This window comes from Caldicellulosiruptor morganii (assembly GCF_026810225.1).
GTDB lineage: Bacteria > Bacillota > Thermoanaerobacteria > Caldicellulosiruptorales > Caldicellulosiruptoraceae > Caldicellulosiruptor > Caldicellulosiruptor morganii.
The window spans coordinates 57,773-79,646 of sequence record NZ_CP113865.1 but is presented as its reverse complement, the minus strand read 5'-3'; the positions used below and the strand labels follow the sequence as shown (position 1 = coordinate 79,646).

Sequence of the window (21,874 nt, the reverse complement as noted above, 5' to 3'; positions counted from 1 at the left end):
TTTTAATAATCCTTTGCAACTCTTATATTACCTTTGTAATTTACTATTTCAATTGAATTTATGCCCGAATCAATATTGATATAATGATAGTCTGAAACCCTTATCATTTTAAAATCTGACTTAAGTCTTCCCTTGGCATTGACTTTTATGCGCGCTTTCACATCTTTGCCTACAAAGAAATTTATATCTCCTTCACCCAAGGTTATAAGAGAAGACATTGTGGAGCTTTCAAGCGCATCCACTTTAGCAGTTATGTTCCCCTTTGTGCCTGTAACAGTGAAAGTCCCTGTTTTTTCTACCTTAAGATTGATATTGCCATTGCCGTTGTTAATGGAAAAATTTCCAGATATATAGTCAAGAGCCACATTACCCTCTCCATTTTTCACCTCTATTGATGCTTTCGCATCGGTCACAGTGACGTTGCCTTTTCCGTTTACTATGTATATTGAACCCCTCTGAATCTTAGAAATGCTCACATTGCCATTGCTGTTCTGGACAAATATTTTGCTATTCTCGGGAAGGTAGATCTCAAACTCAAAGCTTTTTTTGGGGTTTGAAAGTGTATTTTCCAAAATTGCCTCTCTGCTGTAAGCTCTTGCTTTTATATATACTCTGTCAAGGTCATTTTCAAGCTTTATCTCCATATCATCAAAGGTCTTTTCAAGATCTGATTTTGAAAATTCTTTTTTAAGATCTGTTTTGTCATCAGCGTTCCATACTACTTTTTTGATGTATCTGATAGTAGCTTCTTTTGTCCCCTTTTTACCTCTGATAATAACATTTGCATTGTCACTGTCAAGCACAAATGCCCTGCCATCAAAATTTAGAATCTCCCACCTTCCTTCTTTCGAATATTCCCTCACAGAAGCTTTTTGGTCTCTGCAGCCACTTAGAAAAGACAAAACCAAAATAAGTGCAAAGAGAATTCTAAGTTTCATAAAGAAAAATCCCCCTTCAGTTTGCGAAAGGAAACAAAAAGGTGCAAAGTCTATACCAATATTGTATAACAAATAATCCAAAATGTATACTCCATGCCAAGCAGTTTTGTTATACTTATCTAATACTTATCTAATTCCCGGGGTATTTTAATGTCAAATTTCAACAGTCCATGTATACCTGTTTTCCTGGATGAATATTTAATTTGCTATATATGAATTTTCTGTATTTACACGGATTGCAACAAAGTCTGTTAAAACCAGATCAGGGCTCAAAAACCCCGAGATGCACTTCACATTGACCCCCCGGAGCCCAATTTTCTTGTTGTAGTCATTCTCTATGTTGATACCATTTTCAACTATCACCTTTTTCTTCTTTGGATCCACCGGAATAAAGGCAATCATTTTCAAATCCCTCCACAATCTTTTGTATCTGCTCTGACAGATCTTTGAGTTTAAACGGCTGTCTTTTCAATTTTTCGCATAGCCTTTTTATCTGCAAAATGCTCCCAAACACAAGACAGTCTGACCTATCTGCCGAGTGGTCTATTGAGCCCCTGTTTACAACAGCATCAGAACCAATGGAAAGCATTGTCTGTTTTATTATATTTGCCTGGGTTGGTGTCAGGTCTTCTATGTATATGTGCAGGTAAATCATCTTTTTGAGAAGATATTCTTTTGCATACCTGTCCGGACCTATCCTTTCTATGCACTCTTTCAGTGTTCTGACATCACTGGAAGTTAAATAACATCTCAATTTGTATCCTGCTCCCTTTTTCAAAAATCTTATACTTTTAATTTTACCCTATAAATTTTCACATTTTTATAGTAATAAAATAGAATCTCTTTATAGCTCTTGCCCTGCCTTGCAAGGTAACCCGCTCCCCACTGGCTCATACCCAAACCATGCCCGTAACCTCTTGTCCTTATCTCAATCCTGCTTTGCTGCGGATATATCCAGAACTCTGTCGAATAAAGTCCAAAAATTTGTCTGAATTTTTCACCGCTTATTTTAATATTTCCTACTTTTACCATCTTCACCCTCTGCGTGTTTGTCCTCTGTAAAACTTTAACCTGCGATGCAATATCCTTTGCGCTCAATTTTAAGTTGGGATAAAAACTCTTTAGCCTTTTTACAAACTCATCACAGGAAAAGTAAAACTCTCCACTGAATTTTGGACAAGCCTCTTCACCGCGGCTAACAACACTTTTTAAATATGGAATACTCTGTCCGAACACCTCTCTGGCATCCTCTGTTCTGCCGCCAGAGGCTGCATGGAAAAGACAATCTATAATCTCTCCATTGTATACAAGAACCTCACCTTTTGTTGCCATCACAGCAGAGCAGAGTTTCTGGTAATATTTTGTAAAGTTTTTACCCCATTTCTGTTTCATCTGATTTTTATCAATATATGCCTGGCAGTGTGCAAAATCATCACACAGATAAACTTTCTGCCTTTCATATCCAGAATGTAAAAGCTTTCTGGCAACCTTACGCATGGCATAGGTTCTGCACGCAACAGCCTGAGCTTTCAGCGCTTCGATGGGAAACTCAGCCGGCATCTCGGCAGCCACAGCACCCACAACATACTCCTCAAGCGACATCCTCTCAACCTTTTTTGTGTCTTTTCTCAGCAGGTTTATATAAATCTCTGCCTTTGCAACTCCCGCTTTTTCAGCATTTTCAGAGTTTATCAAAAAGCTTTTTTCTGTATTTTCTTTACCCGATGTTTGAAACCCAAAAGCGCTGCTGTCATCTTGAGCGGCAGTGTTTTTTAAAGCCATAGCAATGTTTGCAATCAGCAAAAGCAACACTGCAGCCGCCATAAAAATTGTGTCAATCAAAAAAGCCTTCTTAAGCTGTCTTCTCATCACTTCTCCTTTCACCTGCACCCCCGACTTTCAAAACAATTATGGTCACATCGTCCCGGATTGCATAAGCACTGGAGAGTGCCCATTCAAAGATCTGCTTTCCCGCACTCTGTGTTGATAAAAATTCATGAGAACAGAGATATTCATAAAAAGTTCTATGACCATCTTCCCCCAGCAGGTCAAAAAGTCCGTCCGAACACATAAATATCATATCACCTTTTTGAAGTTTTTGAACAGTATAATCAAACTGGGATGTTGCTTCAACCCCAACCGGCAGTGAGCTGGAAGAAATCTCAAAGACATTGCTTCCTCGTTTTATAAATGCAGGCATTGCACCTGCCTTTAAAAATTCGCATGTGCTCCTGAACCTGTCTATACAAACAATATCAACCGAGGCAAACCCTTCAATGCTTTTCATAGAAAGAAGAGAGTTTATAAATTTTATGGCAACCTTTCTGTCAAACCCCAAATCAGTAAACTTTTTTAACGCATCTATTACAATAAAACTGTTTTCAGCAGCAGACTTACCGGTACCCATACCATCCGAGATGCAGGCTAAAAACTTGCCATCCTTGAGCTGCAAAAAGCACACCCTGTCACCGTTTATGTTATCTCTGCTCTTTGAAAATATTGCATAGTCCACATTTATATGTGGTTTTTTCAAAAGGCAGAGCTGATACCCGCCTGTCTGTTTTGGAATCTCCGAGACAACCTCAACCTCACACCCTGCTATTCTTTCAACAATGTCCTCTATCTCCTTTTTACGGGGTGTTTTAAAACCATCCTCCAGTTCAATCTCCACCCGGAAATATTCCTCAAGCTGCACAAACTCAACATTTTTCACATTATATCCAAACTTGCAAAGTTCAAGCTCTATTTCCCTTGCAGCACCTCTGTCCTGCTTTAAATCTCTTTCAAGCATTTTTGCAGCATATTTTAGTATCAGAGACCTGTTCAGGCTTGATATAATCCCAAAGATGGAAAACATTGCTGCCAAATAATACATATAATCCTTTTTCTTAAAGCTGCCTATGTAGGAGCTCGAAAAAAAGCCTGTCGAAAAAAGCTCACACCTTCCCATCAAAAATGCCAGAATCAAAATGAGATACTCTTCAAACCCGAATAAATAAAGTCCTTTTGAATCCTCTTTAAATGATCTTTTGTAACCCTGCCTTTTAAACTGCAAAACTTCAATTCTTTCCAAAGCCAACCCATCTCCTCTCTTTTTTGTTTTTGCTTTTGTGCAACATAAAATTTACACCACAGTCGGTGGTATTTTATGTTGCAATAGCAGAGTTTACTAAAAATTTTTTCCGACAAAATTTAAAAATATGCCCCAAAAAAACAAAAAGGCACGGGTTCAAATTTGTCCCATGCCTCTCAAGAATATATTTATCTTGAATCTTACTTGCCCATCTTTTCCTTTAGTTTCTGAAGCTCATCCAGAATATCAGAGTCGCTGTTTTCAAGCTCTTTGAACCTATCCTCTAAGGTTTTTGATGCGCTTAGAAGCTCCTCTTGCGCCTGTGCCCTTGCCTCTTTTTGCTCTATCTTCTGGGCATACCTTTCAAACGACTCGAAGGCAGATGTATCCGTCAGCTTGCTCATGGTCTGTGTGATGGTCATCTGAGCATCGGCTCTTTTTGATCTGGCAATGAGCAAGTCTCTTCTTCTCTTTGCCTCTTCAATCTTGTCCTCAAGCATCCTAAGCCCGCTTTTGAGCTTCTCAACTGCTTCATGCTGTGCTTCATACTGTTTTTGATATTCCTGTGCAAGCCTCTCATATTCCCTCTTTCTTTTGAGAGCTTCAACAGCAAGCTCATCCTCACCTTTTGCCACAGCAAATTCAGCCTTTTTCTGCCACTCATCGGCAAGCTTTTTGTTCTCTTCCACTTTCTTTTCCAGAAGCTTCTCGTCTGCCAGAGCGTTTGCAACCTCAACCCTTGCCTTTTGCAGCTGGTCCTCCATGTCCTCAATCAACTGGTTCAGCATCTTTTCGGGATCAGCAGCCTTCTCAATAAGGTCGTTTATATTGGCCTTTAGAAGCTGTGCTATCTTCTGAAAAACACCCATTTTTACCTACCTCCTGCAAACCAAATTTTTATTTTCCAAGAAGGTTAAATAGATTATCAAAGAAATCCTTAAAAGACCCTGTCAGAAAATCACCCTTTCTCCAGGGGAACTTTTTGAAAACTATGCTCTTTGCCTTCTGTTCTGCCTCAAGGTACAGTTTTTTGAATTTTTCAAATTCGCATTCATACAAAAGCCTCCCCAATTCATCCATATAGCTATTTAATACCACAAACTCGGAGGCAAAATGGCTGCTTTTGGCGATATTTTGCACAAAATTTGCCAAACTGTCATACATCCTTTTGCACTCATAAACATCCTTTTCAAAATTTGTTATCAGCATCTTCAAAATCTCAAGCTCTTTTTCAATCACCTCTTTTTTCTCTTTTCTCTGAATAAGTTCTTCAATCTCGCCTATTTTCAAGTCAATCCTGTAAAACCTCATGCCTATACTGTCATACTTGCTTTTCAGTGCAGAAAATGTTTCAAGAATATCATCCACAGCGCTGCGGTCATCTTTTGCTGTGTAAAGAGCAGCAAACTTTTTAGAAAGATTTTCTAAAAAATCCTCTATAAGCACTATTCTGTCTGCACCATTTGCAATTTTCAGCCTTGCCAGAAGCTCGTCATACTCTCTTTTCAATGCTTCCGCCTCAAAAGCATCCTTTGAAAGAATAAGCGGATACTTCTCTTCAAACTCTTTGTTCACAATATTAATCAAATTTGCAATGTACTCTTCTTTTTTGCTATCAAGGCTTTTGTAATACTCTATCTTCTCATCAAGTCTTTTTATACCCTCCAATTTCTCTTCCAAAACAGCATCCGAATACACATTTTCATAAACCTTTTTTATTCTATCCTTCAGTTCTTTTTTGTTTTTGACAGACTCAAGGACTCTGTCAATCCTCTCTTTCTTTTCTATCTCCTTTTTCAAAATCTCCTCTGATTCTCTCAAAACCTTTTCAATAAACTCAAGGTCACTTTTCAGTATACTGTAAATGTTCATAAAAGTTTCAAACTCACTATCTGTATAGCTACTTTTTATGCCCTGATAATAATCACGAAGATAGGAAAAGTTCAGGGTAACATTGTTAAACCTCTCCTCAACCTCTTTGTAATTATCAGTAAGCTTAAGATACGGCAGCTTCTCTTCTGCCTGTAAAATCCTGTCTGAGATATTCTTAAAATACTCATCAACAAGATGCAGATTTTTTTCAATATTCAGCTTTTCAGCCTTTTTATTTTTCATCCTTCTAACAACAAAAATAGTAATAGCAACCACAAAAACAGCCAGAACAAGTATCAGAAAGGCTCTAAAAAGGTATGCAGAAATTGCCTCTGCAAAGCCTTTTGAAAATTCAAAGTAAAAACCACCCCACATATTTTCAAATCCTCTCTTTTTCGCAAACTGAGAAATATCCCAAACTTTCAGGCTTTATAGATGTCCATTTTTAAGCTCAGGCTCCATATAACAAAAACGAAATTGCAAGGCAGTTTGTTATGCAAAAAACTTTAAATTTTTCACTCCTCATATATCATTTTCACTGTCATCCCGCCGTCCACAACAAGGTTTGTGCCGGTGATAAATCCGCTCTTTTCAGATGATAAAAACAGCACCGCATTTGCTATATCCTCGCCTCTGCCCACCCTTCCCGCAGGGTGCTGAAGCAAGTCTATCTCGCGCAGGTTGGGAACCTGCCTGTTTTTTCTCTTCTTGTATTGCGACACTTCTATCCAGCCCGGACTTATAGCATTCACTCTGATTTTCCTGTGTGAAAGTGAAATGGCAAGCGAATGTGTAAGTGCCAGAAGCCCGCCTTTTGAAGCTGAATATGGCTCTGTGTCTTTTTCAGACATCAAAGCCCTTGTGGATGCAATGTTAACAATGCAGCTTCCTTCTCTCATAAATGGCAAAAGATATTTCACCATAAGGTACGGCGCTCTTAAGTTCACGCTTATTACATAGTCCCACTCTTCAACAGTTCTTTCTTCAATGCTCTTTGTCGAAAAAGCTGCTGCATTGTTTACAAGCACATCAACATACCCATATTTTTTGCCAATCTCAAGACAGGTGCTTTCAATCTGATTGGCACTTTGCAAATCGCACTCAAAAAACTCTATCCTGTCTTCATACCCCCTGAAAAAGTCCTCCATTGCATCGGCAATTGCTTCTCTGTCAACATCAATTGCTGCAACCCTCGCACCGTTTTTTAAAAAAGAAAGCGCTATGAAAACCCCAATACCCTGGGCTGCACCTGTAACCACAGCTATTTTGTCTTTGAACTCGGGCATGTTTAAAAATTCCATAGCAAATCCCTCACCTTTTATTTTGTATTGACAAGCTCTCTATAAAGCTGAGAAACTGTCTTTTTCAACACTGGATGGACAAAATCAGGTGCTATCTCATTTAGCGGAATCAACACAAAATCTCGCTTTTGCAACTCTGGATGCGGTATTTTTAGCTTCTTATCATCAATCACAAGTGAATCATAAAAAAGAATATCAATGTCAATGTTTCTTGGTCCCCATTTGAAAATTCTCTCTCTGCCCATCTTCTTTTCAATGCCAAGGACAAAGTCCAAAAGCTCAAATGGCAAAAGACTGGTCTTGCCCATCAAGCAGCAGTTTAAAAAGTGCGGCTGCTGTGTATACCCGTATGGCTTTGTTTCAATGATTGTTGAGACCTTTTCAATCTCCACATTTTCTTTCAGATACTCTATGGCGGTTTGTATATTCTTTTGCCTGTCACCAAGGTTGCTACCAAGTGATAAAAAAATCTTTGCTTTTTGCATTTTTGGCTTCTTTCCTTCCTTTTAAAACAATCAGCTTTTAACTTTCTTTCAGCTTTTCAAATAAATCATTTATCCTCTTCTGTCTTTTTTTGGTTTCTTCCCTGTCAATCTCAATCAAAATGACATCTCCTTCTCTGGCACCCTGCGGAATTAGTTCAGCCGGCACATTCACCATCTTGCCATTTTCAAGCTCAAGAATGGCAAAGCCATTTTCAAACCTGTCAATCACAGCTCTCATAAAATCCATCATCTCCCTGTTTTTAACATTCAAGCGTTCATTATAGCCCTTGTTATCAGAATCGCCCTTTTGTTTTCTTTCACATCATGCACCCTGACAAATTCAATCCTTTTAAGAGCACAGATTGTTGAGATTGCAAGCGTCCCCTCAAGCCTTTCCTCCGGTCCAACCCCGCCCAGAACAGCACCTATTGTGGACTTTCGCGAAGCTCCAATCAAAACTGGTCTTCCAAGCACCTTGAACTCTTCACAGCGCTTTATTATCTCAAGGTTATCTTCCGGTCTTTTGCCAAATCCGATTCCAGGGTCAAGGATTATGTTTTCAAATTCAACACCCGCTTTGAGCGCCTCATCTATTTTCCTTTCAAAATACTGCAAAATCTCCTCAATCACATCTTCATAATACGGGTTTTGCTGCATATCCTTTGGTGTGCCTTTTATGTGCATGATCACAATGGGAACATTGTAGTGTGCGGCAACCCTGAACATCTCCCTGTCAAAACTGCCACCGCTGATGTCGTTTATAATATCAGCCCCCGCTTCAATTGCGCGCATTGCAACCCGAGCTTTATAAGTGTCTATGGAAACGGGTATGTCTTTTGCCACCTCTCTTACAGCCTTTATTGCAGGGACAACCCTCTTTATCTCCTCATCCTCAGGGACGGGGTCTGAAAATGGTCTTGTGGACTCACCGCCAACATCAATCACATCAGCACCGTCTTTTATCATCTCAAGAGCCTTCTTTGAAACAGCTTCCACATCAACCCTTGAAGCCTCATAAAAAGAATCTGGTGTGACATTTATAATCCCCATCACGTTTGTTTGCAAAAGATTGATTGATTTTCCACCTGCCAGAAGCATTCTCTGGGCTATGTTAAAGTCTGGCTCAAAATTGCAATCAAAACCTTCTTCTGCAAGATAGCACTTTGTCCTCTCAAAATTTGCCCTTGATGTTGTTGCAAAAATCATGCTGTCTTTTGCAACCACAAAATATCCAAGGTTGGAAAGAAAAGTAATAACCTCTGGCACATCACGAACACCGTCAATTCTCAAAATTACACTATCAGCCTTCTTTTCAAACTCAAGTATATCCTTTTCGTCAAACCCCTTCTGGTACATAATCTTTTTTAGATTTGCATCTTTCGAAATAAGTCTCAAAGCCTCTTCACCACCTTATAGTAACTTCTCCGCTCTGTATTTTTTGGATTCTGCCATCCATTTCAACAATAAGTTCACCATTTTGACCTATGTCTTTGCAAAAGGCTCTCTGCGTGCCATTTATGACAATCTCTTTACCGAGGTTTATGCAAAAGCTTTTGTACTCATCTCTGAAATGCAAAAAACCATGATTTTTAAAGTTTTCAAATTCAGATTCAAACTCCTTTAAGATTTCAATCAAAAGATCTGTTCTGTCAAAATGGCTTCCGGTTTCTTTTTTCAAACTGGTTGCAATTTCGGCAATCTCATCGGGTATTTTTTCACAATTTACATTGAGCCCCATTCCTATGATTATACTGGCACTTCCTTCAAGCTCACCCGAAAGCTCTGTCAAAATCCCGCACACCTTCTTGTTGTTTAAGATAATATCATTTGACCATTTGATAAAACTATGAACATTGTATCTTCTCAAAACCCTGTTAACAACAAGCCCTGTAAAAAGTGTTAAAGGCACAACCTTTTCTATGTCAAGCAGACCAAGCTTCAAAAAAATTGACATTTTTATCCCCTTTTCAAGATCAACCCAGCTTCGCCCAAGCCGCCCCCTGCCTGCGCTTTGCCTTTCTGCATACACAACCGTGCCAGATACCAGCTTTTGCTGGTTTTCTTTTATATAGCTGTTGGTTGAGTCTATCTGAGGAAAATATAAAAAGTCAGAAAACAGGTTGGAACTTGAGATGAAATCTTTCACCTGCCACAGCCTTATTATATCTCTGTCAACAAGCTGATAGCCCTTTTTCTTATAAGATGCAACAGAAAAGCCCATCTGCTGCAAGCTTTTAATCCTCTTGTTCACTGCCATGCGGCTTATTTTAAGCTCATTTGCAAGGCTCTCGCCCGAGACAAACTCATCTTCATAGAGCTTTTTCAATATGTATATCGATTTTTCATCCATGGCTTTTAAAAATCCCTTCCTTTTTTAGCTTGATCTATTCTCCATTTTAAGCTTTTGTTTTAAATTCTGCCTATCTTTTAGCTTTAAAAAGCCTTCTGTACAAAATCCCAACTTGAACCACTCACAGTCTTTGCAGATGGCTTCAAACTCTTCAACCGAAAGGTTTTGTATCACTTTGTAAACATCGCCCGGCAACACATTTTCAAAGCTGTGAATACCGTTTTTTAAAAGAAAATTCATCAGCTTTTCATCAATTCTTTTTACTTTTTCCTCTGATTTGCATCTGCCCTCAATAAGCTCAGGACATGCCATGCAGATAACATCAGGCCTAATAACAAGGCAAATTCTATGATTTTCAACAAAAACCTTTTGATACACTTTCTTAAAGTTTTCTATAAATTCTTCACTGTATCCAAGCCCTCTGAAGCCAAGAAAACACAAAAGGTGGTGAAATCTCAACTCCATTATAAAACCCGGCTTTTATGTGATTATGATAATTTAATTATACCACTCTTTGCTTAAAGCAACAAAATTACAATTCAGCCTAAAAAGTTTGTGATATTTTAGAGAGTAGCTGATATTTTAAACTTCATTTTTTATATAATATTTTTCTTTCTTGCTTTTTTTGTGCATCCAGACTGTGCAGCCATGCAATTTATAAACATGCATTTTGATAGGGCAATTCAGATATAAATATGCATTTTGACCAAAAGTCGTTTCCGTCGATCTCACATGCAAAAATTTTCGGGTTTGATTTGTATTCGGTTTCGTTAAGATTTTGCCAAGCTTTATCTGTTTTGCTGGTAATCTGCTGGTCGACAGAAGGCTATAACTGGATTCTCTTGATTGACACTGCTGAGTTTTTTCAGTTTTTCTACAGATGTATCGATAAAAAAACATTGACATGGCTGAATAAAGTTGATATAATAAAATCAAGCTTTTCAACCGGTTTGTAGCCTTCCCTTTGGGGATTGAAACATTTGTTCTGGGTATGTTTGCTTCATCAAGCTTAATGGTTTGTAGCCTTCCCTTTGGGGATTGAAACATAAGTCCACAGGCTTTTACTGTTAGAAAATACAAGGTTTGTAGCCTTCCCTTTGGGGATTGAAACAGTTCAATATTAGTTAAAACGTCTTTTCTGTTTAAGTTTGTAGCCTTCCCTTTGGGGATTGAAACGCATATATCTATTACCTAAAACCAGCTGTGCTTCATCGTTTGTAGCCTTCCCTTTGGGGATTGAAACAATATTTTATTTAACGCACTTACCAGCCATTCAAACGTTTGTAGCCTTCCCTTTGGGGATTGAAACCCTCGTTAGACGTTTCTGCACTGTCTAAAACTTCTTGGTTTGTAGCCTTCCCTTTGGGGATTGAAACGATCCTAACTGGCAGCAAATTAAAAGGGAAAATGCGGTTTGTAGCCTTCCCTTTGGGGATTGAAACTTACAATGTCTTCAATCTGCTTTTTGAGTTCCTGAGGTTTGTAGCCTTCCCTTTGGGGATTGAAACACGTATGTACAAAGATATATACCAAACTCTTAAAAAGTTTGTAGCCTTCCCTTTGGGGATTGAAACCAAAAAAATCAGTCGTTAATTTCATTTTCTCCCCATGTTTGTAGCCTTCCCTTTGGGGATTGAAACAATTCATGTTGTGGTTCAGTTGTTGCAATAATACCAGTTTGTAGCCTTCCCTTTGGGGATTGAAACACTTCTTCGCCTTTTCGTGCCTTTACACCTTCAAAAGGGTTTGTAGCCTTCCCTTTGGGGATTGAAACTATCCCAGCGACAGGATAAATCCTCCTGATGTTGACGTTTGTAGCCTTCCCTTTGGGGATTGAAACTCTTCATCAATCGCATCAAAATTACGCTCAAGCACCCTGTTTGTAGCCTTCCCTTTGGGGATTGAAACTAGTAATGGCAAGATATATGCCATCAGTGGGTGGGATGGTTTGTAGCCTTCCCTTTGGGGATTGAAACATTATTTGCATTTTCAACCTCTCCTTTCTCTTCAATATGTTTGTAGCCTTCCCTTTGGGGATTGAAACCCTTATTATTTTTATTTGTTACATTTGTTAAATTTTTGTGTTTTGTTGCCTTCCCTTTGGGGATTGAAACTAAGTTTTTTTCACTTCTCCAAGTAACCCTGCTAAAGGTTTTGTAGCCTTCCCTCTGGGGATTGAAAATTTCAGAACTTTTAAAGCCGAGTAACAAAAATCAAATTGTACAGGGTGGAAAGATGGACCAAAGCCTTTTTAAAGTTGTCGAAAAGTTTGTAAGCATTGAAGGTGAAGGGATCAGAAGTGGCTATCCTGCAATCTTTTTCAGATTTGCTGGATGCAACTTGAGCTGTTCATTTTGTGACACAAAATATGCAACACATAACCCCGTGTATGAAGAGATGACAGCTCAGCAAATAGTAGAGTATGCAAAATCAACAGGGTTTAGCAAAGTAACCTTAACAGGTGGAGAGCCACTGATACAGCCAGATATCCACTGTCTTATAGATATATTAATCAAAGAGGGGTTTGAAGTTAACATTGAAACAAATGGATCTGTTGACATAAGAGGTGTTAACAGAAATGCCATTATAACAATGGACTATAAATGTCCGTCAAGTGGTATGGAAGACAGAATGCTACCTGAAAATATAAAGCTGCTTGGAAAACAGGATGTTTTGAAGTTTGTTGTCGGGACACATCAGGACATGCAGAAAGCTTTTGAAATTATTCAGGCATTCAAACCGCAGTGCAGTATTTACTTCAGCCCTGTCTGGGGGAAAATTGAACCGGCGGAAATTGTGGAGTTTATGATAAAAAATAAGCTTCAAAACTGCAGGCTTCAGCTTCAGCTTCACAAAATAATCTGGCCGGATAGAGAAAGAGGCATCTAAAAAAATTGCTGTTGAAAAAAACAAAAGGGCTGGCAGCAATTTGGAAGCAAAACAGCAAACTGCCAACCCATGTTTACTTTAAATGCTCCTACCTTTCCTGCTGGTTGCAAACTTTTATAAATCTGCAGAATGAACACTCTTCTGTTGTTGTAACCTGACCGCAGGTTTTGCACTCCTTCAGCTCAAGCTTTTCAGCTACATCCTGGAAATGCTTTCTGCCCTTTTCAAGAAAGCCTGATATAAACCTGTGCTTTGTGCCGGGGCTTTCTTCTTCAAGCCTGTTCAAGACCTCTTTGTACAAAATGGAGCGTGCACCTGTTGCATGCGGGCACTCCTCATGCAAAAATTCAATCCTGTTCAAAAGCACATAATACAGATTTTCTCTTTCGGTTAGTGTATAAAGCGGCTTTACCTTTTTGACAAGTTTGGGGTGAGTTTTTTCAAGCACAGGAGATTGCCTTGCCAGATAACCTTCCTCCCAGCTTAAAAGATTACCCAGAAGTGTTGCCGCCTCATCGTCCAGATTGTGCCCTGTTGCAACCACAGAAAAACCACCATCATACGCCACTTTGTTGAAAAGGTATCTTTTTATAGAACCGCAAACAGAGCATGTGCTTCTTTTGAGGGTTTTTGCAAGCACATAAATATCAAGTCCGTACTCTTTTTTTATGTCTTTTACAATCAGCTCAAGACCTTTTTGCTGTGCAAACCTTTCAACAACCTCCTGCGATCGGTTTGAATACTCACCTATCCCAAGATTTATATACATAGCAACCACATTGTAACCCTCTTTTGCCAGCACATCCCAGAGCGCCATGCTGTCTTTGCCACCTGAAACAACCACAAGAATTTTATCATTTCTGTCAAACATTTTGTGTCTGCGGATGTTTCTGTTTACCTGGTTTGCATAGTAGTACAAAAAGCAATCATTGCAGAAAGCTGCATTGTGCCTTTTTAAAAGAATTTTGGCTTTCTTTTTGCATCTTACACACTTCAAACGCTACCATCTCCTTTTATATTTTAACCGCCTGAAATTGCCGAGATGACCTCTACTGTGTCCTCATCCTGCAGAATCTCATCCGGAGCAACAATCTCCCCATCTTTGATAAAAATATGCGACTCTAAGCTTATTCCAAGCTCTTTTGCCACCTTTTCAGCAAGCTTTGGTCCTTTTATCTCAAACTGTTTATTTGAACCAGCAAATATTATTTTCATCCTGCCACTCCTTCCTCTTTGATTATTTTGAATACCAAATAAACTTAGCTCAATATAAATTATAGCAGCATTCAATACAACTTTATACAAATTTTTAAACGTGATTTCATTATCAAAGTTGAAAATAAAAAACAAAATGATAAAATATAAAAAGAATTATCACTGGTGGGGTTGAATTAAAAGGCAATGTTCTTCATAGGAATCTTTGGAATAGAGGAAAAGGCAAAGGCTATCAGGCAAATGGATGTTGAGGCTTGCCCCTTTTGCGGAAGAAAAGGCACACATACACTTTTGAAAGTGTACAATTATCTTCATTTCTTTTTTATACCAGTTTTCAGATGGAATACCCGGTACTTTATCCAGACAGGCTGTTGCTCAAAGATATATATCATTACAAACCCGGAGCTTGCTCGCAATTTAGAGCACGGTGCAAATGAGATTATTTCACTTGCCGATGTTGAGCTTTTTAGAGACCTTCGCACAGCAGCAGATTACAGCAATATCAATTCTGATTTTTGTCCGGACTGTGGAAACAGGGTTTCAAAACACTTTCTGTACTGCCCTTACTGTGGCAGGAAATTGGAATGAAGGCTTTTTTATAAAAACCTTTTGAAAGGAGACTGATGAAAAATGAAAAAGTGTATAGTGGCAAATGACGCTCCAAAGCCGGTTGGACCTTATTCACATGCTGTTTTGGCCGGTAATATGCTATTTGTATCCGGTCAGCTTGCCATAAATCCACAAACAGGAAAAATAGAAGGCGATGATATAAAAGCTCAGACAGAGCTTGTTTTTAAAAACATTGACTCCATTCTAAAAGAAGCTGGATTTTGTTTTGATGATGTTGTAAAAGTAAATGTGTATCTTGCAAACCTGTCTGACTTTGCAAAGTTCAATGAAGTGTATGCCACCATTTTTACTCAAAACTATCCGGCAAGGACAACCATTGAGGCAAAGCTTTTGCCGGGTGCACTGCTTGAGGTTGATGTAATTGCCGCAAAGTAAAAAGGACAAAAAAGAAAGGAAGTGCTGCTTTTCAAAGGTCAACTACCCACCACCTAAAGAGGTGGAGGCTTGGGGAGAGCCTAAGTCTTAGTTGACTAGCCTCAGTCAGGGGAGAAATTTTAAGCGGGCTACGTTAGGCAGGTCATGACACACTGGGGTGCTGCTCAAGCTCCAGGCTCTGTCGCACAGGCTTAAACAGTCCTGAGGGGTAGGGATAAGTAGTCTGTGCATAACAAGCCTGCCTAACATTGGCGATGAGCACCTAACTCCGAAAGGAAGCTTACAAATTTTATAAGATAGAAAAAAGAGGGCTTTTTCTCAAGCCCTCTTTGCAGCCATTGCAGCCTTTTTTAGCTTTGAAAGAAGTTTTTTCTTCCTCTCATCTTCTGCATCCTGATCTTGCCAGAAGCAAAGCTCCTGCGGTTTTTCAAAGCTATCTTCTGAAAAAAGATCTTCCTTTTCCACTTTGAATGAACTTTTTTCAAGTCTTATTCTTACCTCGTCATTCTCCCAGTCGACTCTGCTGCACAGAGCAGGAGAGTTTACATCATATGCCTTCAAGTTATTCAAAATGTGTCCTTTATGGTGGTTTGCATAGCAGTATATGCAAAAATGCCTGCAGGTGTTGAAAATCCCAATATCAATGCTCTGGACACAGCCGCACGCCTCACGCTGGTTTTTATCTTTCAAAAACTCTTTTGAAGTCTCAAGCCCCTTTTTCATCCGCAAAAGCTTTATAAGCTCTCCATCAATACAGTGAGCTTTTTTAATTCCTATCTGAGAGACATCAGCTTCTTCTGCACAGCTTTCCACTTCAAGATTATATTTTTTTGCTATTTTTGATAGATCATATAAAACCTCTAAAATCTCATCATGGCTTAAATCTTTTGCACCGATTTTATTCAGCGCCGGCACTGCTTTGCCATAAAAATCCACATAGCTCACAACGCACTTTTTTGTGTAGGCAGAGAGTTTTTCTGCCAGCCTTTCAAAGTTCTCCCTGTGGTATGAAATATCCATTTTATCGGTTATAATTACAGGATCATAGCGCCAGATGACAGCATCTTTTCCAATCATGGATGAGAGATTTGCAAATGTCTCAATTAGCACATCCTTTTCGGGAAGTCCGGGCTCAAATGATTTATCATATGGATTTAAAGTGAACTGAAAATAGTACACATAATCATCAAGGTACTTTATACTGTCAATAAAAGGAGCAGGGTTTTTTGTCCAGAATACAAAAGCATCCACATCATCCGGAGCAAGCGAAATGGCAAATATCTGCGATGGTCTCATTGGATTTCTGTACATCACAAAGCCTTCTTTAATTCTGTTTACAAACCAGTCGCCAAAAAAGGCAGGAATATCGGTTCTTCTGCTTGCGCTAACTATCATATCCTAAAACACTCCCTTTAAAATTGCAAATTTTCATTTTTTTATAAAAACCATCTGAACACTCATAAGCCTGTCCCAAACCCTGTCAAAGTACATATCCATATCCTCGGGGATTTTGACAAGCGGTGTTGTAGTTCTGTGCCATATTCTGGCAGTTATAAGTTATTGCCTTGCCACCATTTTTTCTTGGGAAATGAACCCTGCTGAGACAAAACTGGCAGCTACTTTTTTGAACAAGATATTGACTGTTCAGATTTGAAGCTGCCTTACTGAGAGGTTCTGCTTTTAGGCACTTCAAAGAATGCCTCTTTTTTGCCTCTTTTATAACTTCCATCATAAGATTGGAGTACATTTTCTATCACTCCCTGATTAAAACTGACTTGCAGGCTATATTATAAAGCTTTTCTGGATGCAAATCAGTTCAAAACTTTTGCGAAGTTGAAGTGAAAAGATTTCTTTTTTGATTCCTTTTTTGTGAATTGAAATAAACATTTGAACTTGATTTGTAGAAATTTGGTTTTGAAAAGTTTTACTTACAAAAATACAATATTAATTGAAAATAACACATAAGTGTAGTATAATAAAATACAAATTTGTAAAATTCAATAATAATACAAATTCAAGGAGGTGTGCAACAGTTGAAAATAACAATGCAAAAAGGTATGATTTTGACTGGGTGATATTAAATGTTACTAAGTGTGCAAAGGTTAAGGAAATATATGGTATCAGCAGGAGAACGCTAATAAACTGGGAAAAAGAAGGGCTAATAACTCTACTTGGGACACCAAAGGGAAGAAGAAGGTATAAAAAAGAAGACATAGAAAAACTACTGGGTATGGTAGAGGAGAAACCAAAGCCAAACGCCATTTTGTATGCAAGGGTATCAACAAAAAAGCAAGAAGAGTACCTTAAAAACCAAATTAGAAGACTTGAAGAGTATGCTAAGCTTCATGGGTGGCAGCATGAGACAATATCTGAGATAGCAAGTGATAAACGAAAACAGAAGGGGACTGTTAAAACTTTTGAACAAGATTAGGAGGGGAGAAGTTGAGAAAGTGGTAGTGGAGTATCCTGACAGGCTTGCGAGATTTGGGTTTGAGTACCTTAAATTTTTTATGGAAAGCTTTGGAGTAGAGCTTATAGTTTTGAACGGAAAGGAAAATGAAGAAGAAGTAAATAAAAGATTGGCAGAAGATTTAATAGCAATAGTCACGTCCTTTGCAGCAAGGATATATGGGCAAAGAGGTGCAAAAAGACGTGGTAACAGTTCAGGCTAAGCTGATTTTTGAAAGTTTTGAAGACAGGCAAAAGGTACTGGAGCTTATGAGAAGATGGTCTTCATGCATGAGATTTGCATACAAAAGACTTTTAGAAGGCTATAATAGAAATAGCCTCAAAAGAGAACTGCAAGGGATTTTTGATTTGAACTCAAGGTATGTAGATGATGCAATAATGAAAGCAAAAGCTGTTTTAGAGTCCTGCAAGCAAAGAGGGGAAGACCCAAGGAAGGCTATCTTTGGTGGCAGAGAGCTTTTCGAAAAACTCAAAAAGCGACACATAAACGGCAAGCCTTACAGAAAACTTAAGATTGAGTGGCAGGAAAAAAGGAAAGGAAATCTTTATTCAAGAGGAGACAGAAGCAAGAAAGGAAACTTGAACACGAGGATTGTGGTAAATAAAAGTGGCACATTTTTGAGGATAAATGTAGGAGATAGAAAATATGTATTTGCAAGATTATCAGCCGGTTATAAGAAAGGCAAAGACAGAAGACAAATTTTACAGGAGATTGCTGCCCTTGGAGTGCCTTATTCGGTAGAGCTAAAACTCAAAAATAAGAATGTGTATGCTTACTTTTCAGCAGAAGAACTCTTTCCGGCGATAGAAATCACCAGGGAAAATGGTGCTATAGGGATAGATACAAATGCATATCCAAATCACATGGCATGGGTAGAGGTGGACAGGAGCGGGCAGTTTATGAGATATGGCACGATTCCAATGCCAGAGCTTGAAAGTGGAAGTTTTGAAAAAAGAGAGTATTACAGATGGCAGTATGCACATGAGATTGTAAAGATTGCAAGAGAGAAAAGAAAAGCTATTGTGATAGAGAGGCTGGATGTAAAAGACAAAGGAAGAAGAGGAGATTTTTCTGGTAGAAAATCAAGACGGATAAGACATTTTTTCAGCTACAGGTCGCTTCTTGACAAAATCAGGATTTTAGCAAAACGAGAAGGGATAGAGGTTATAGAAGCAAATCCTGCATACACATCGGTGATAGGGATGCTAAAGTTCGCACCGCAGTTTATGATAAGCAAAGATGTTGCAAGTGCATATGTGATAGCAAGAAGAGGACTTGGAAAAAAAGAGAGAATACCTGCTAACTACATGAAGCTTTTAAATAGTCTTGATGCCAGCAGTTTAGAAGAGCTGAAAGAGTATGTAAGAAAAGAAGTTAAAAATGCCAACTTGAGAAAAAGGCAAATCAAAGAGATTGAATATGTAATGCGTAAGATACAAAGCTCTGGGAGTGAGCCAGGGAGGCTATTTGCACCTCTGGATGGAACAAGTGCGATTAGCTGTAGCGAGAGCTACAATCTCTGGCGAGTTTTCAGGGTAGCGGTGGTGACACCACTCTCCCCTGACAGGGTATTGCGTGACATGTCTGTCCTGAAACGGATATTGGTTTCAGGGCAAGTGGGGGGACCGAAAATCGGCGCAAGTTCCTGCTTCTTGGGGTAGGGGCTATGACTTTCCCAAAAACCGCCTGCTGGGGCTGGGAAAGTCTTTAAATGGCGGACTACAAATACCCCAGCCGTCTAAGCTTGTGCAGTTTTGCACAGTTTAGATGACCAGGTTATCTTTTCCATGGGGTTCAACAATTTTGTTTTAACAAGCTGCGGTTTGAGTATACTAACAAATCTTAAAAAGGATTTGAATTTTATCGAGGATATTTATAGTTATTCTAACTATACTGAAAATGAGTTTTCTGTCGAAAAGAAGAAGATATTTGATGAGTTTTTGAATGCTGTTGAGGAGCAACTTTTAAAGTCAGATATAACAAAAATAAAAAAGGTAAGTGCAGAACTGAATGCCTTGATGGAATTTTATAAAATAAACAGTTTAAAAGATTTGCCTAAAACTGATATGTATTGTTTTTTGCATACAGATACATATCTGGGAAAAAACATTGCTAAGATTTTAGAGAATGTTTTTAAAAAAAATGGAATTGGTAATGTTTTTATAGAAACTTCCTCTTATCTTAGAACATCTGACTTTGAAAAATTTTCTTTCTCCTTATCCGAGCTGGCTAAAAAATTGGCAGAAACGTTGAAAGAATATAAATCAAATGGTTATAAAATAATTTTTAACCTCACAGGCGGTTTTAAAAGTATAAACAGCTTTCTTCAAACTGTCGCATCTTTGTATGCCGATGAAAGCATATATATCTTTGAAACAAGCAATAGTTTATTGAGAATTCCAAAGCTCCCCGTAAAGGTAGATGATACTATCTTTATAGAACATTTTGACTTATTTAGGATGTTAGATCTTGGAATATACAATGAAAGGATTAAAAAGGAAATATACAAGTTACCTGAAATTCTATATTTAGAAATAGATGGCGATTTTATTATCTCAGCATGGGGAACCCTTGTCTGGCAGGAAGTAAAAGAAAACACTTATAAAGAAAGGCTAAACAATCCAATTTCTGATAAAATCAGAATATCTGATTATTTGAAAAAACAATTTGAAGATTTAAATCCTTTTGAACGCTTGCAACTGAATAAAAAAATTGATGATTTTGAAAAAGCAGTTGCTACAAACTTTGGCTATAATCCTTCTTCTCTTAGATTTCACGAATTAGAAGGTAAAATCTCCAAAATTTATAAGTATGAGTTTTATCCTTTCGATGGTGACGATAGCAGAAGACTATATATTAGAGAAGATGAAGATGGTATATATATTCTGGATAAAATTGATAAGCATCTTAAATAGTTTATTATAGTCCTTTACGTGTTTTTAACCACTTGTTTGCTCTTTTTTGAAATTGAAATTTATATAGCGTATGTATTAAAAAGTCCATTTTGATGTTATAACCCAGAACAAAAAAGGTTTCTACCCTTCTTGTGCAAACACAAAAAGAAAGGTAGAAACCTTTTTATTATCAATCTCATACTGGCAAGTCATCTTCTGGTACCCACCCATTGTAATTATTTTCGTTATCATTAGGATCTCCACTTAAATCAAGTTCTTCATTCTCTTCAAACTCTTCAGAAAACTCTTCTTCTATATCTGCCATATACTTTTCATCAAGCCTGAAATATGAGAGTATAAATAAATGCATAGCTGTATCAGCATCCATAAGGATTGTGTCTGCTAATCCCTGTATAAGATCAAAATTATTTTTTTCTAAATTACCAATCACTGTTTCAAAAAACAGTTGCTGTCCTACTTTATCTTTCTTTGATAAATCAATTTTATCTATTTGTACTATCTTATATTCTCTTCGTAGCTCATTTACAACCCACTCAGTATCAAGAGCTCTTTTGATAATTTCAATAGTGATCTTATCCTGATGAGACATATATTTTGCACCGCATCTTGGACATACAACATAGGCAACATTGTCAAATATAATCTGACCATACTTTCTTGTCTTAACAACTTCATCTGACCAGATAAGCTCTAAATCATCATATCCACATTCATAACACATTGCTGGTGTTATGGTATCCTTTATAAGATTATCATAGGACTTCAAATCTCCTTTGCATTCTTTCATGTAATATTCATTATACGATTTAGCCCAGCAAACAGAAGAATCACATGTTTCATCTTTTTTTGTTTTGCCTTTTAAACACATTCCAAAATATGCAGGACAGTATTTGATTGCAAGATAATCTTTAACACGTTTTGCTCTTACTTCAGGATCATCATTTTTCAAAAGCATAAAACTTGCATTTGGTTCAACATGAAGCTCTGTGACATACAATACACTCTTTCCTTCATACATCATTTCAGGAGTCCAGCATTCAATTTCTTTTTTCTTATAGCTCATTTCCAAACAATCTCCTTCTTTATATTATCTTTTATAATCTTAAAATATAGTTGAGTTTTCTATGCCCTCAGAATTGCTTTTATAATCCCAACAATAATACTAAAGAAAAAATACAGAATAAACAAAGCAATGCCAAGAAGTGGAATTAAGATGGGAGAGAGAATAATCAGAATTATAATTCCAAAGATAACACCCATCAATCACACCCTCTTTTTTATTTTTTCTTCCATCTATTTTTATAAGCATCAGCTAATCTCTCTGCTGCCTCATCACCACGAATAAGTTTTACAAGAAAAAT

Annotated in this window: 24 protein-coding genes, 1 pseudogene and 1 CRISPR repeat array; of the genes and pseudogenes, 6 read left to right on the top strand and 19 right to left on the bottom strand. The window is 37.9% G+C overall.

Features of this window, described 5'->3' with window-relative positions; genetic code table 11:
- Positions 1-2 precede the first annotated feature (2 nt).
- The 13 genes from OTK00_RS00395 to OTK00_RS00335 all read right to left on the bottom strand — a co-directional run bounded on the left by OTK00_RS00395 (position 3) and on the right by OTK00_RS00335 (position 10,484).
- Entirely contained in the window at positions 3-938 is a 936-nt protein-coding gene (locus OTK00_RS00395) for a DUF4097 family beta strand repeat-containing protein (RefSeq protein WP_045168554.1), read from the bottom strand.
- Between the two features lie 198 nt (positions 939-1,136).
- Positions 1,137-1,322, bottom strand: a complete 186-nt coding sequence (locus OTK00_RS00390; RefSeq protein ID WP_268760800.1) for a hypothetical protein — start codon at positions 1,320-1,322, stop codon at positions 1,137-1,139.
- Positions 1,291-1,692: a hypothetical protein gene (locus OTK00_RS00385; RefSeq protein ID WP_045168556.1), complete on the bottom strand. Its 402-nt coding sequence runs from the start codon at positions 1,690-1,692 to the stop codon at positions 1,291-1,293. The genes OTK00_RS00390 and OTK00_RS00385 overlap by 32 nt, the downstream gene beginning before the upstream one ends.
- A 29-nt stretch (positions 1,693-1,721) precedes the next feature.
- Positions 1,722-2,822 (bottom strand): stage II sporulation protein D, encoded by a 1,101-nt coding sequence (spoIID, locus tag OTK00_RS00380; RefSeq protein WP_045168557.1) that lies wholly within the window; start codon positions 2,820-2,822, stop codon positions 1,722-1,724.
- Positions 2,791-4,017, bottom strand: a complete 1,227-nt coding sequence (locus OTK00_RS00375; protein WP_268760799.1) for a SpoIIE family protein phosphatase — start codon at positions 4,015-4,017, stop codon at positions 2,791-2,793. Before OTK00_RS00375 ends, spoIID begins: the two co-directional genes overlap by 32 nt.
- 194 nt (positions 4,018-4,211) lie before the next feature.
- A complete protein-coding gene (locus OTK00_RS00370) occupies positions 4,212-4,880 on the bottom strand; it encodes a PspA/IM30 family protein (protein WP_045168558.1) in 669 nt (222 codons plus the stop codon).
- Between the two features lie 28 nt (positions 4,881-4,908).
- Positions 4,909-6,258 carry a hypothetical protein gene (locus OTK00_RS00365; protein ID WP_052670782.1) on the bottom strand — a complete coding sequence of 450 codons (1,350 nt, stop codon included), beginning with the start codon at positions 6,256-6,258 and terminating at the stop codon, positions 4,909-4,911.
- 140 nt (positions 6,259-6,398) lie between these two features.
- Positions 6,399-7,184, bottom strand: a complete 786-nt coding sequence (locus OTK00_RS00360) for an SDR family oxidoreductase (protein WP_045168559.1) — start codon at positions 7,182-7,184, stop codon at positions 6,399-6,401.
- Positions 7,185-7,201: 17 nt separating this feature from the next.
- Entirely contained in the window at positions 7,202-7,669 is a 468-nt protein-coding gene (folK, locus tag OTK00_RS00355) for a 2-amino-4-hydroxy-6-hydroxymethyldihydropteridine diphosphokinase (RefSeq protein ID WP_045168561.1), read from the bottom strand.
- Positions 7,670-7,706: 37 nt separating this feature from the next.
- Positions 7,707-7,919, bottom strand: coding sequence for a DUF3006 domain-containing protein (locus OTK00_RS00350; protein ID WP_268760798.1), 213 nt, complete (start codon positions 7,917-7,919; stop codon positions 7,707-7,709).
- Positions 7,920-7,936: 17 nt separating this feature from the next.
- Positions 7,937-9,064, bottom strand: coding sequence for a dihydropteroate synthase (gene folP / locus OTK00_RS00345; protein ID WP_082054581.1), 1,128 nt, complete (start codon positions 9,062-9,064; stop codon positions 7,937-7,939).
- A gap of 7 nt (positions 9,065-9,071) precedes the next feature.
- Positions 9,072-10,019, bottom strand: a complete 948-nt coding sequence (locus OTK00_RS00340; protein WP_045168564.1) for a biotin--[acetyl-CoA-carboxylase] ligase — start codon at positions 10,017-10,019, stop codon at positions 9,072-9,074.
- Positions 10,020-10,043: 24 nt separating this feature from the next.
- A complete protein-coding gene (locus OTK00_RS00335; RefSeq protein WP_045168566.1) occupies positions 10,044-10,484 on the bottom strand; it encodes a DUF1284 domain-containing protein in 441 nt (146 codons plus the stop codon).
- A 483-nt stretch (positions 10,485-10,967) separates the two neighbouring features.
- Positions 10,968-12,201: a CRISPR direct-repeat array (repeat unit 30 nt; unit sequence GTTTGTAGCCTTCCCTTTGGGGATTGAAAC).
- A gap of 53 nt (positions 12,202-12,254) precedes the next feature.
- On the opposite strand from OTK00_RS00335, the gene queE reads away from it, so the two are divergent.
- Positions 12,255-12,908, top strand: a complete 654-nt coding sequence (gene queE, locus OTK00_RS00330; protein WP_045168568.1) for a putative 7-carboxy-7-deazaguanine synthase QueE — start codon at positions 12,255-12,257, stop codon at positions 12,906-12,908.
- Between the two features lie 88 nt (positions 12,909-12,996).
- Here the strand turns inward: queE and OTK00_RS00325 are convergent, their stop codons facing one another.
- Positions 12,997-13,905, bottom strand: a complete 909-nt coding sequence (locus tag OTK00_RS00325; RefSeq protein WP_045168569.1) for a TIGR00269 family protein — start codon at positions 13,903-13,905, stop codon at positions 12,997-12,999.
- A 23-nt stretch (positions 13,906-13,928) separates the two neighbouring features.
- Entirely contained in the window at positions 13,929-14,123 is a 195-nt protein-coding gene (locus OTK00_RS00320) for a MoaD/ThiS family protein (RefSeq protein ID WP_045168570.1), read from the bottom strand.
- 186 nt (positions 14,124-14,309) lie between these two features.
- Between OTK00_RS00320 and OTK00_RS00315 the strand changes: the two genes are divergently transcribed.
- Both OTK00_RS00315 and OTK00_RS00310 read left to right on the top strand, forming a co-directional pair.
- Positions 14,310-14,711, top strand: a complete 402-nt coding sequence (locus OTK00_RS00315; RefSeq protein WP_045168571.1) for a zinc ribbon domain-containing protein — start codon at positions 14,310-14,312, stop codon at positions 14,709-14,711.
- A gap of 42 nt (positions 14,712-14,753) precedes the next feature.
- Positions 14,754-15,128, top strand: a complete 375-nt coding sequence (locus tag OTK00_RS00310) for a RidA family protein (protein WP_045168572.1) — start codon at positions 14,754-14,756, stop codon at positions 15,126-15,128.
- Between the two features lie 318 nt (positions 15,129-15,446).
- On the opposite strand, the gene OTK00_RS00305 is transcribed toward OTK00_RS00310, so the two are convergent.
- Positions 15,447-16,523 carry a DUF1848 domain-containing protein gene (locus OTK00_RS00305; protein WP_045168573.1) on the bottom strand — a complete coding sequence of 359 codons (1,077 nt, stop codon included), beginning with the start codon at positions 16,521-16,523 and terminating at the stop codon, positions 15,447-15,449.
- Between the two features lie 85 nt (positions 16,524-16,608).
- Positions 16,609-16,875: a hypothetical protein gene (locus OTK00_RS00300; RefSeq protein ID WP_045168574.1), complete on the bottom strand. Its 267-nt coding sequence runs from the start codon at positions 16,873-16,875 to the stop codon at positions 16,609-16,611.
- A gap of 334 nt (positions 16,876-17,209) precedes the next feature.
- Here OTK00_RS00300 and OTK00_RS00295 point away from each other — a divergent pair.
- The 3 genes and pseudogenes from OTK00_RS00295 (at position 17,210) to OTK00_RS00285 (ending at position 20,513) form a co-directional block, all read left to right on the top strand.
- A pseudogene (locus tag OTK00_RS00295) lies at positions 17,210-17,800 on the top strand (IS607 family transposase).
- Entirely contained in the window at positions 17,781-19,259 is a 1,479-nt protein-coding gene (locus OTK00_RS00290) for an IS200/IS605 family accessory protein TnpB-related protein (RefSeq protein WP_045168575.1), read from the top strand. The pseudogene OTK00_RS00295 and the gene OTK00_RS00290 overlap by 20 nt, the downstream one beginning before the upstream one ends.
- Positions 19,260-19,421: 162 nt before the next feature.
- On the top strand, positions 19,422-20,513 hold the full coding sequence (locus OTK00_RS00285; RefSeq protein WP_157840996.1) for a putative CRISPR-associated protein: 1,092 nt from the start codon (positions 19,422-19,424) through the stop codon (positions 20,511-20,513).
- A 175-nt stretch (positions 20,514-20,688) separates the two neighbouring features.
- Here the strand turns inward: OTK00_RS00285 and OTK00_RS00280 are convergent, their stop codons facing one another.
- A complete protein-coding gene (locus tag OTK00_RS00280; RefSeq protein WP_045168577.1) occupies positions 20,689-21,576 on the bottom strand; it encodes a hypothetical protein in 888 nt (295 codons plus the stop codon).
- Between the two features lie 59 nt (positions 21,577-21,635).
- Positions 21,636-21,773, bottom strand: coding sequence for a hypothetical protein (locus OTK00_RS00275; RefSeq protein WP_198525715.1), 138 nt, complete (start codon positions 21,771-21,773; stop codon positions 21,636-21,638).
- Positions 21,774-21,874 lie beyond the last annotated feature (101 nt).

Coding starts and splice junctions, on each gene's coding strand:
- OTK00_RS00395 (WP_045168554.1), bottom strand. CDS start 938: ATGAAACTTAGAATTCTCTTTGCACTTATTTTGGTTTTGTCTTTTCTA.
- OTK00_RS00370 (WP_045168558.1), bottom strand. CDS start 4,880: ATGGGTGTTTTTCAGAAGATAGCACAGCTTCTAAAGGCCAATATAAAC.
- OTK00_RS00365 (WP_052670782.1), bottom strand. CDS start 6,258: ATGTGGGGTGGTTTTTACTTTGAATTTTCAAAAGGCTTTGCAGAGGCA.
- OTK00_RS00360 (WP_045168559.1), bottom strand. CDS start 7,184: ATGGAATTTTTAAACATGCCCGAGTTCAAAGACAAAATAGCTGTGGTT.
- folK (WP_045168561.1), bottom strand. CDS start 7,669: ATGCAAAAAGCAAAGATTTTTTTATCACTTGGTAGCAACCTTGGTGAC.
- OTK00_RS00350 (WP_268760798.1), bottom strand. CDS start 7,919: ATGATGGATTTTATGAGAGCTGTGATTGACAGGTTTGAAAATGGCTTT.
- OTK00_RS00340 (WP_045168564.1), bottom strand. CDS start 10,019: ATGGATGAAAAATCGATATACATATTGAAAAAGCTCTATGAAGATGAG.
- OTK00_RS00335 (WP_045168566.1), bottom strand. CDS start 10,484: ATGGAGTTGAGATTTCACCACCTTTTGTGTTTTCTTGGCTTCAGAGGG.
- queE (WP_045168568.1), top strand. CDS start 12,255: ATGGACCAAAGCCTTTTTAAAGTTGTCGAAAAGTTTGTAAGCATTGAA.
- OTK00_RS00320 (WP_045168570.1), bottom strand. CDS start 14,123: ATGAAAATAATATTTGCTGGTTCAAATAAACAGTTTGAGATAAAAGGA.
- OTK00_RS00315 (WP_045168571.1), top strand. CDS start 14,310: ATGTTCTTCATAGGAATCTTTGGAATAGAGGAAAAGGCAAAGGCTATC.
- OTK00_RS00310 (WP_045168572.1), top strand. CDS start 14,754: ATGAAAAAGTGTATAGTGGCAAATGACGCTCCAAAGCCGGTTGGACCT.
- OTK00_RS00305 (WP_045168573.1), bottom strand. CDS start 16,523: ATGATAGTTAGCGCAAGCAGAAGAACCGATATTCCTGCCTTTTTTGGC.
- OTK00_RS00300 (WP_045168574.1), bottom strand. CDS start 16,875: ATGTACTCCAATCTTATGATGGAAGTTATAAAAGAGGCAAAAAAGAGG.
- OTK00_RS00280 (WP_045168577.1), bottom strand. CDS start 21,576: ATGAGCTATAAGAAAAAAGAAATTGAATGCTGGACTCCTGAAATGATG.
- OTK00_RS00275 (WP_198525715.1), bottom strand. CDS start 21,773: ATGGGTGTTATCTTTGGAATTATAATTCTGATTATTCTCTCTCCCATC.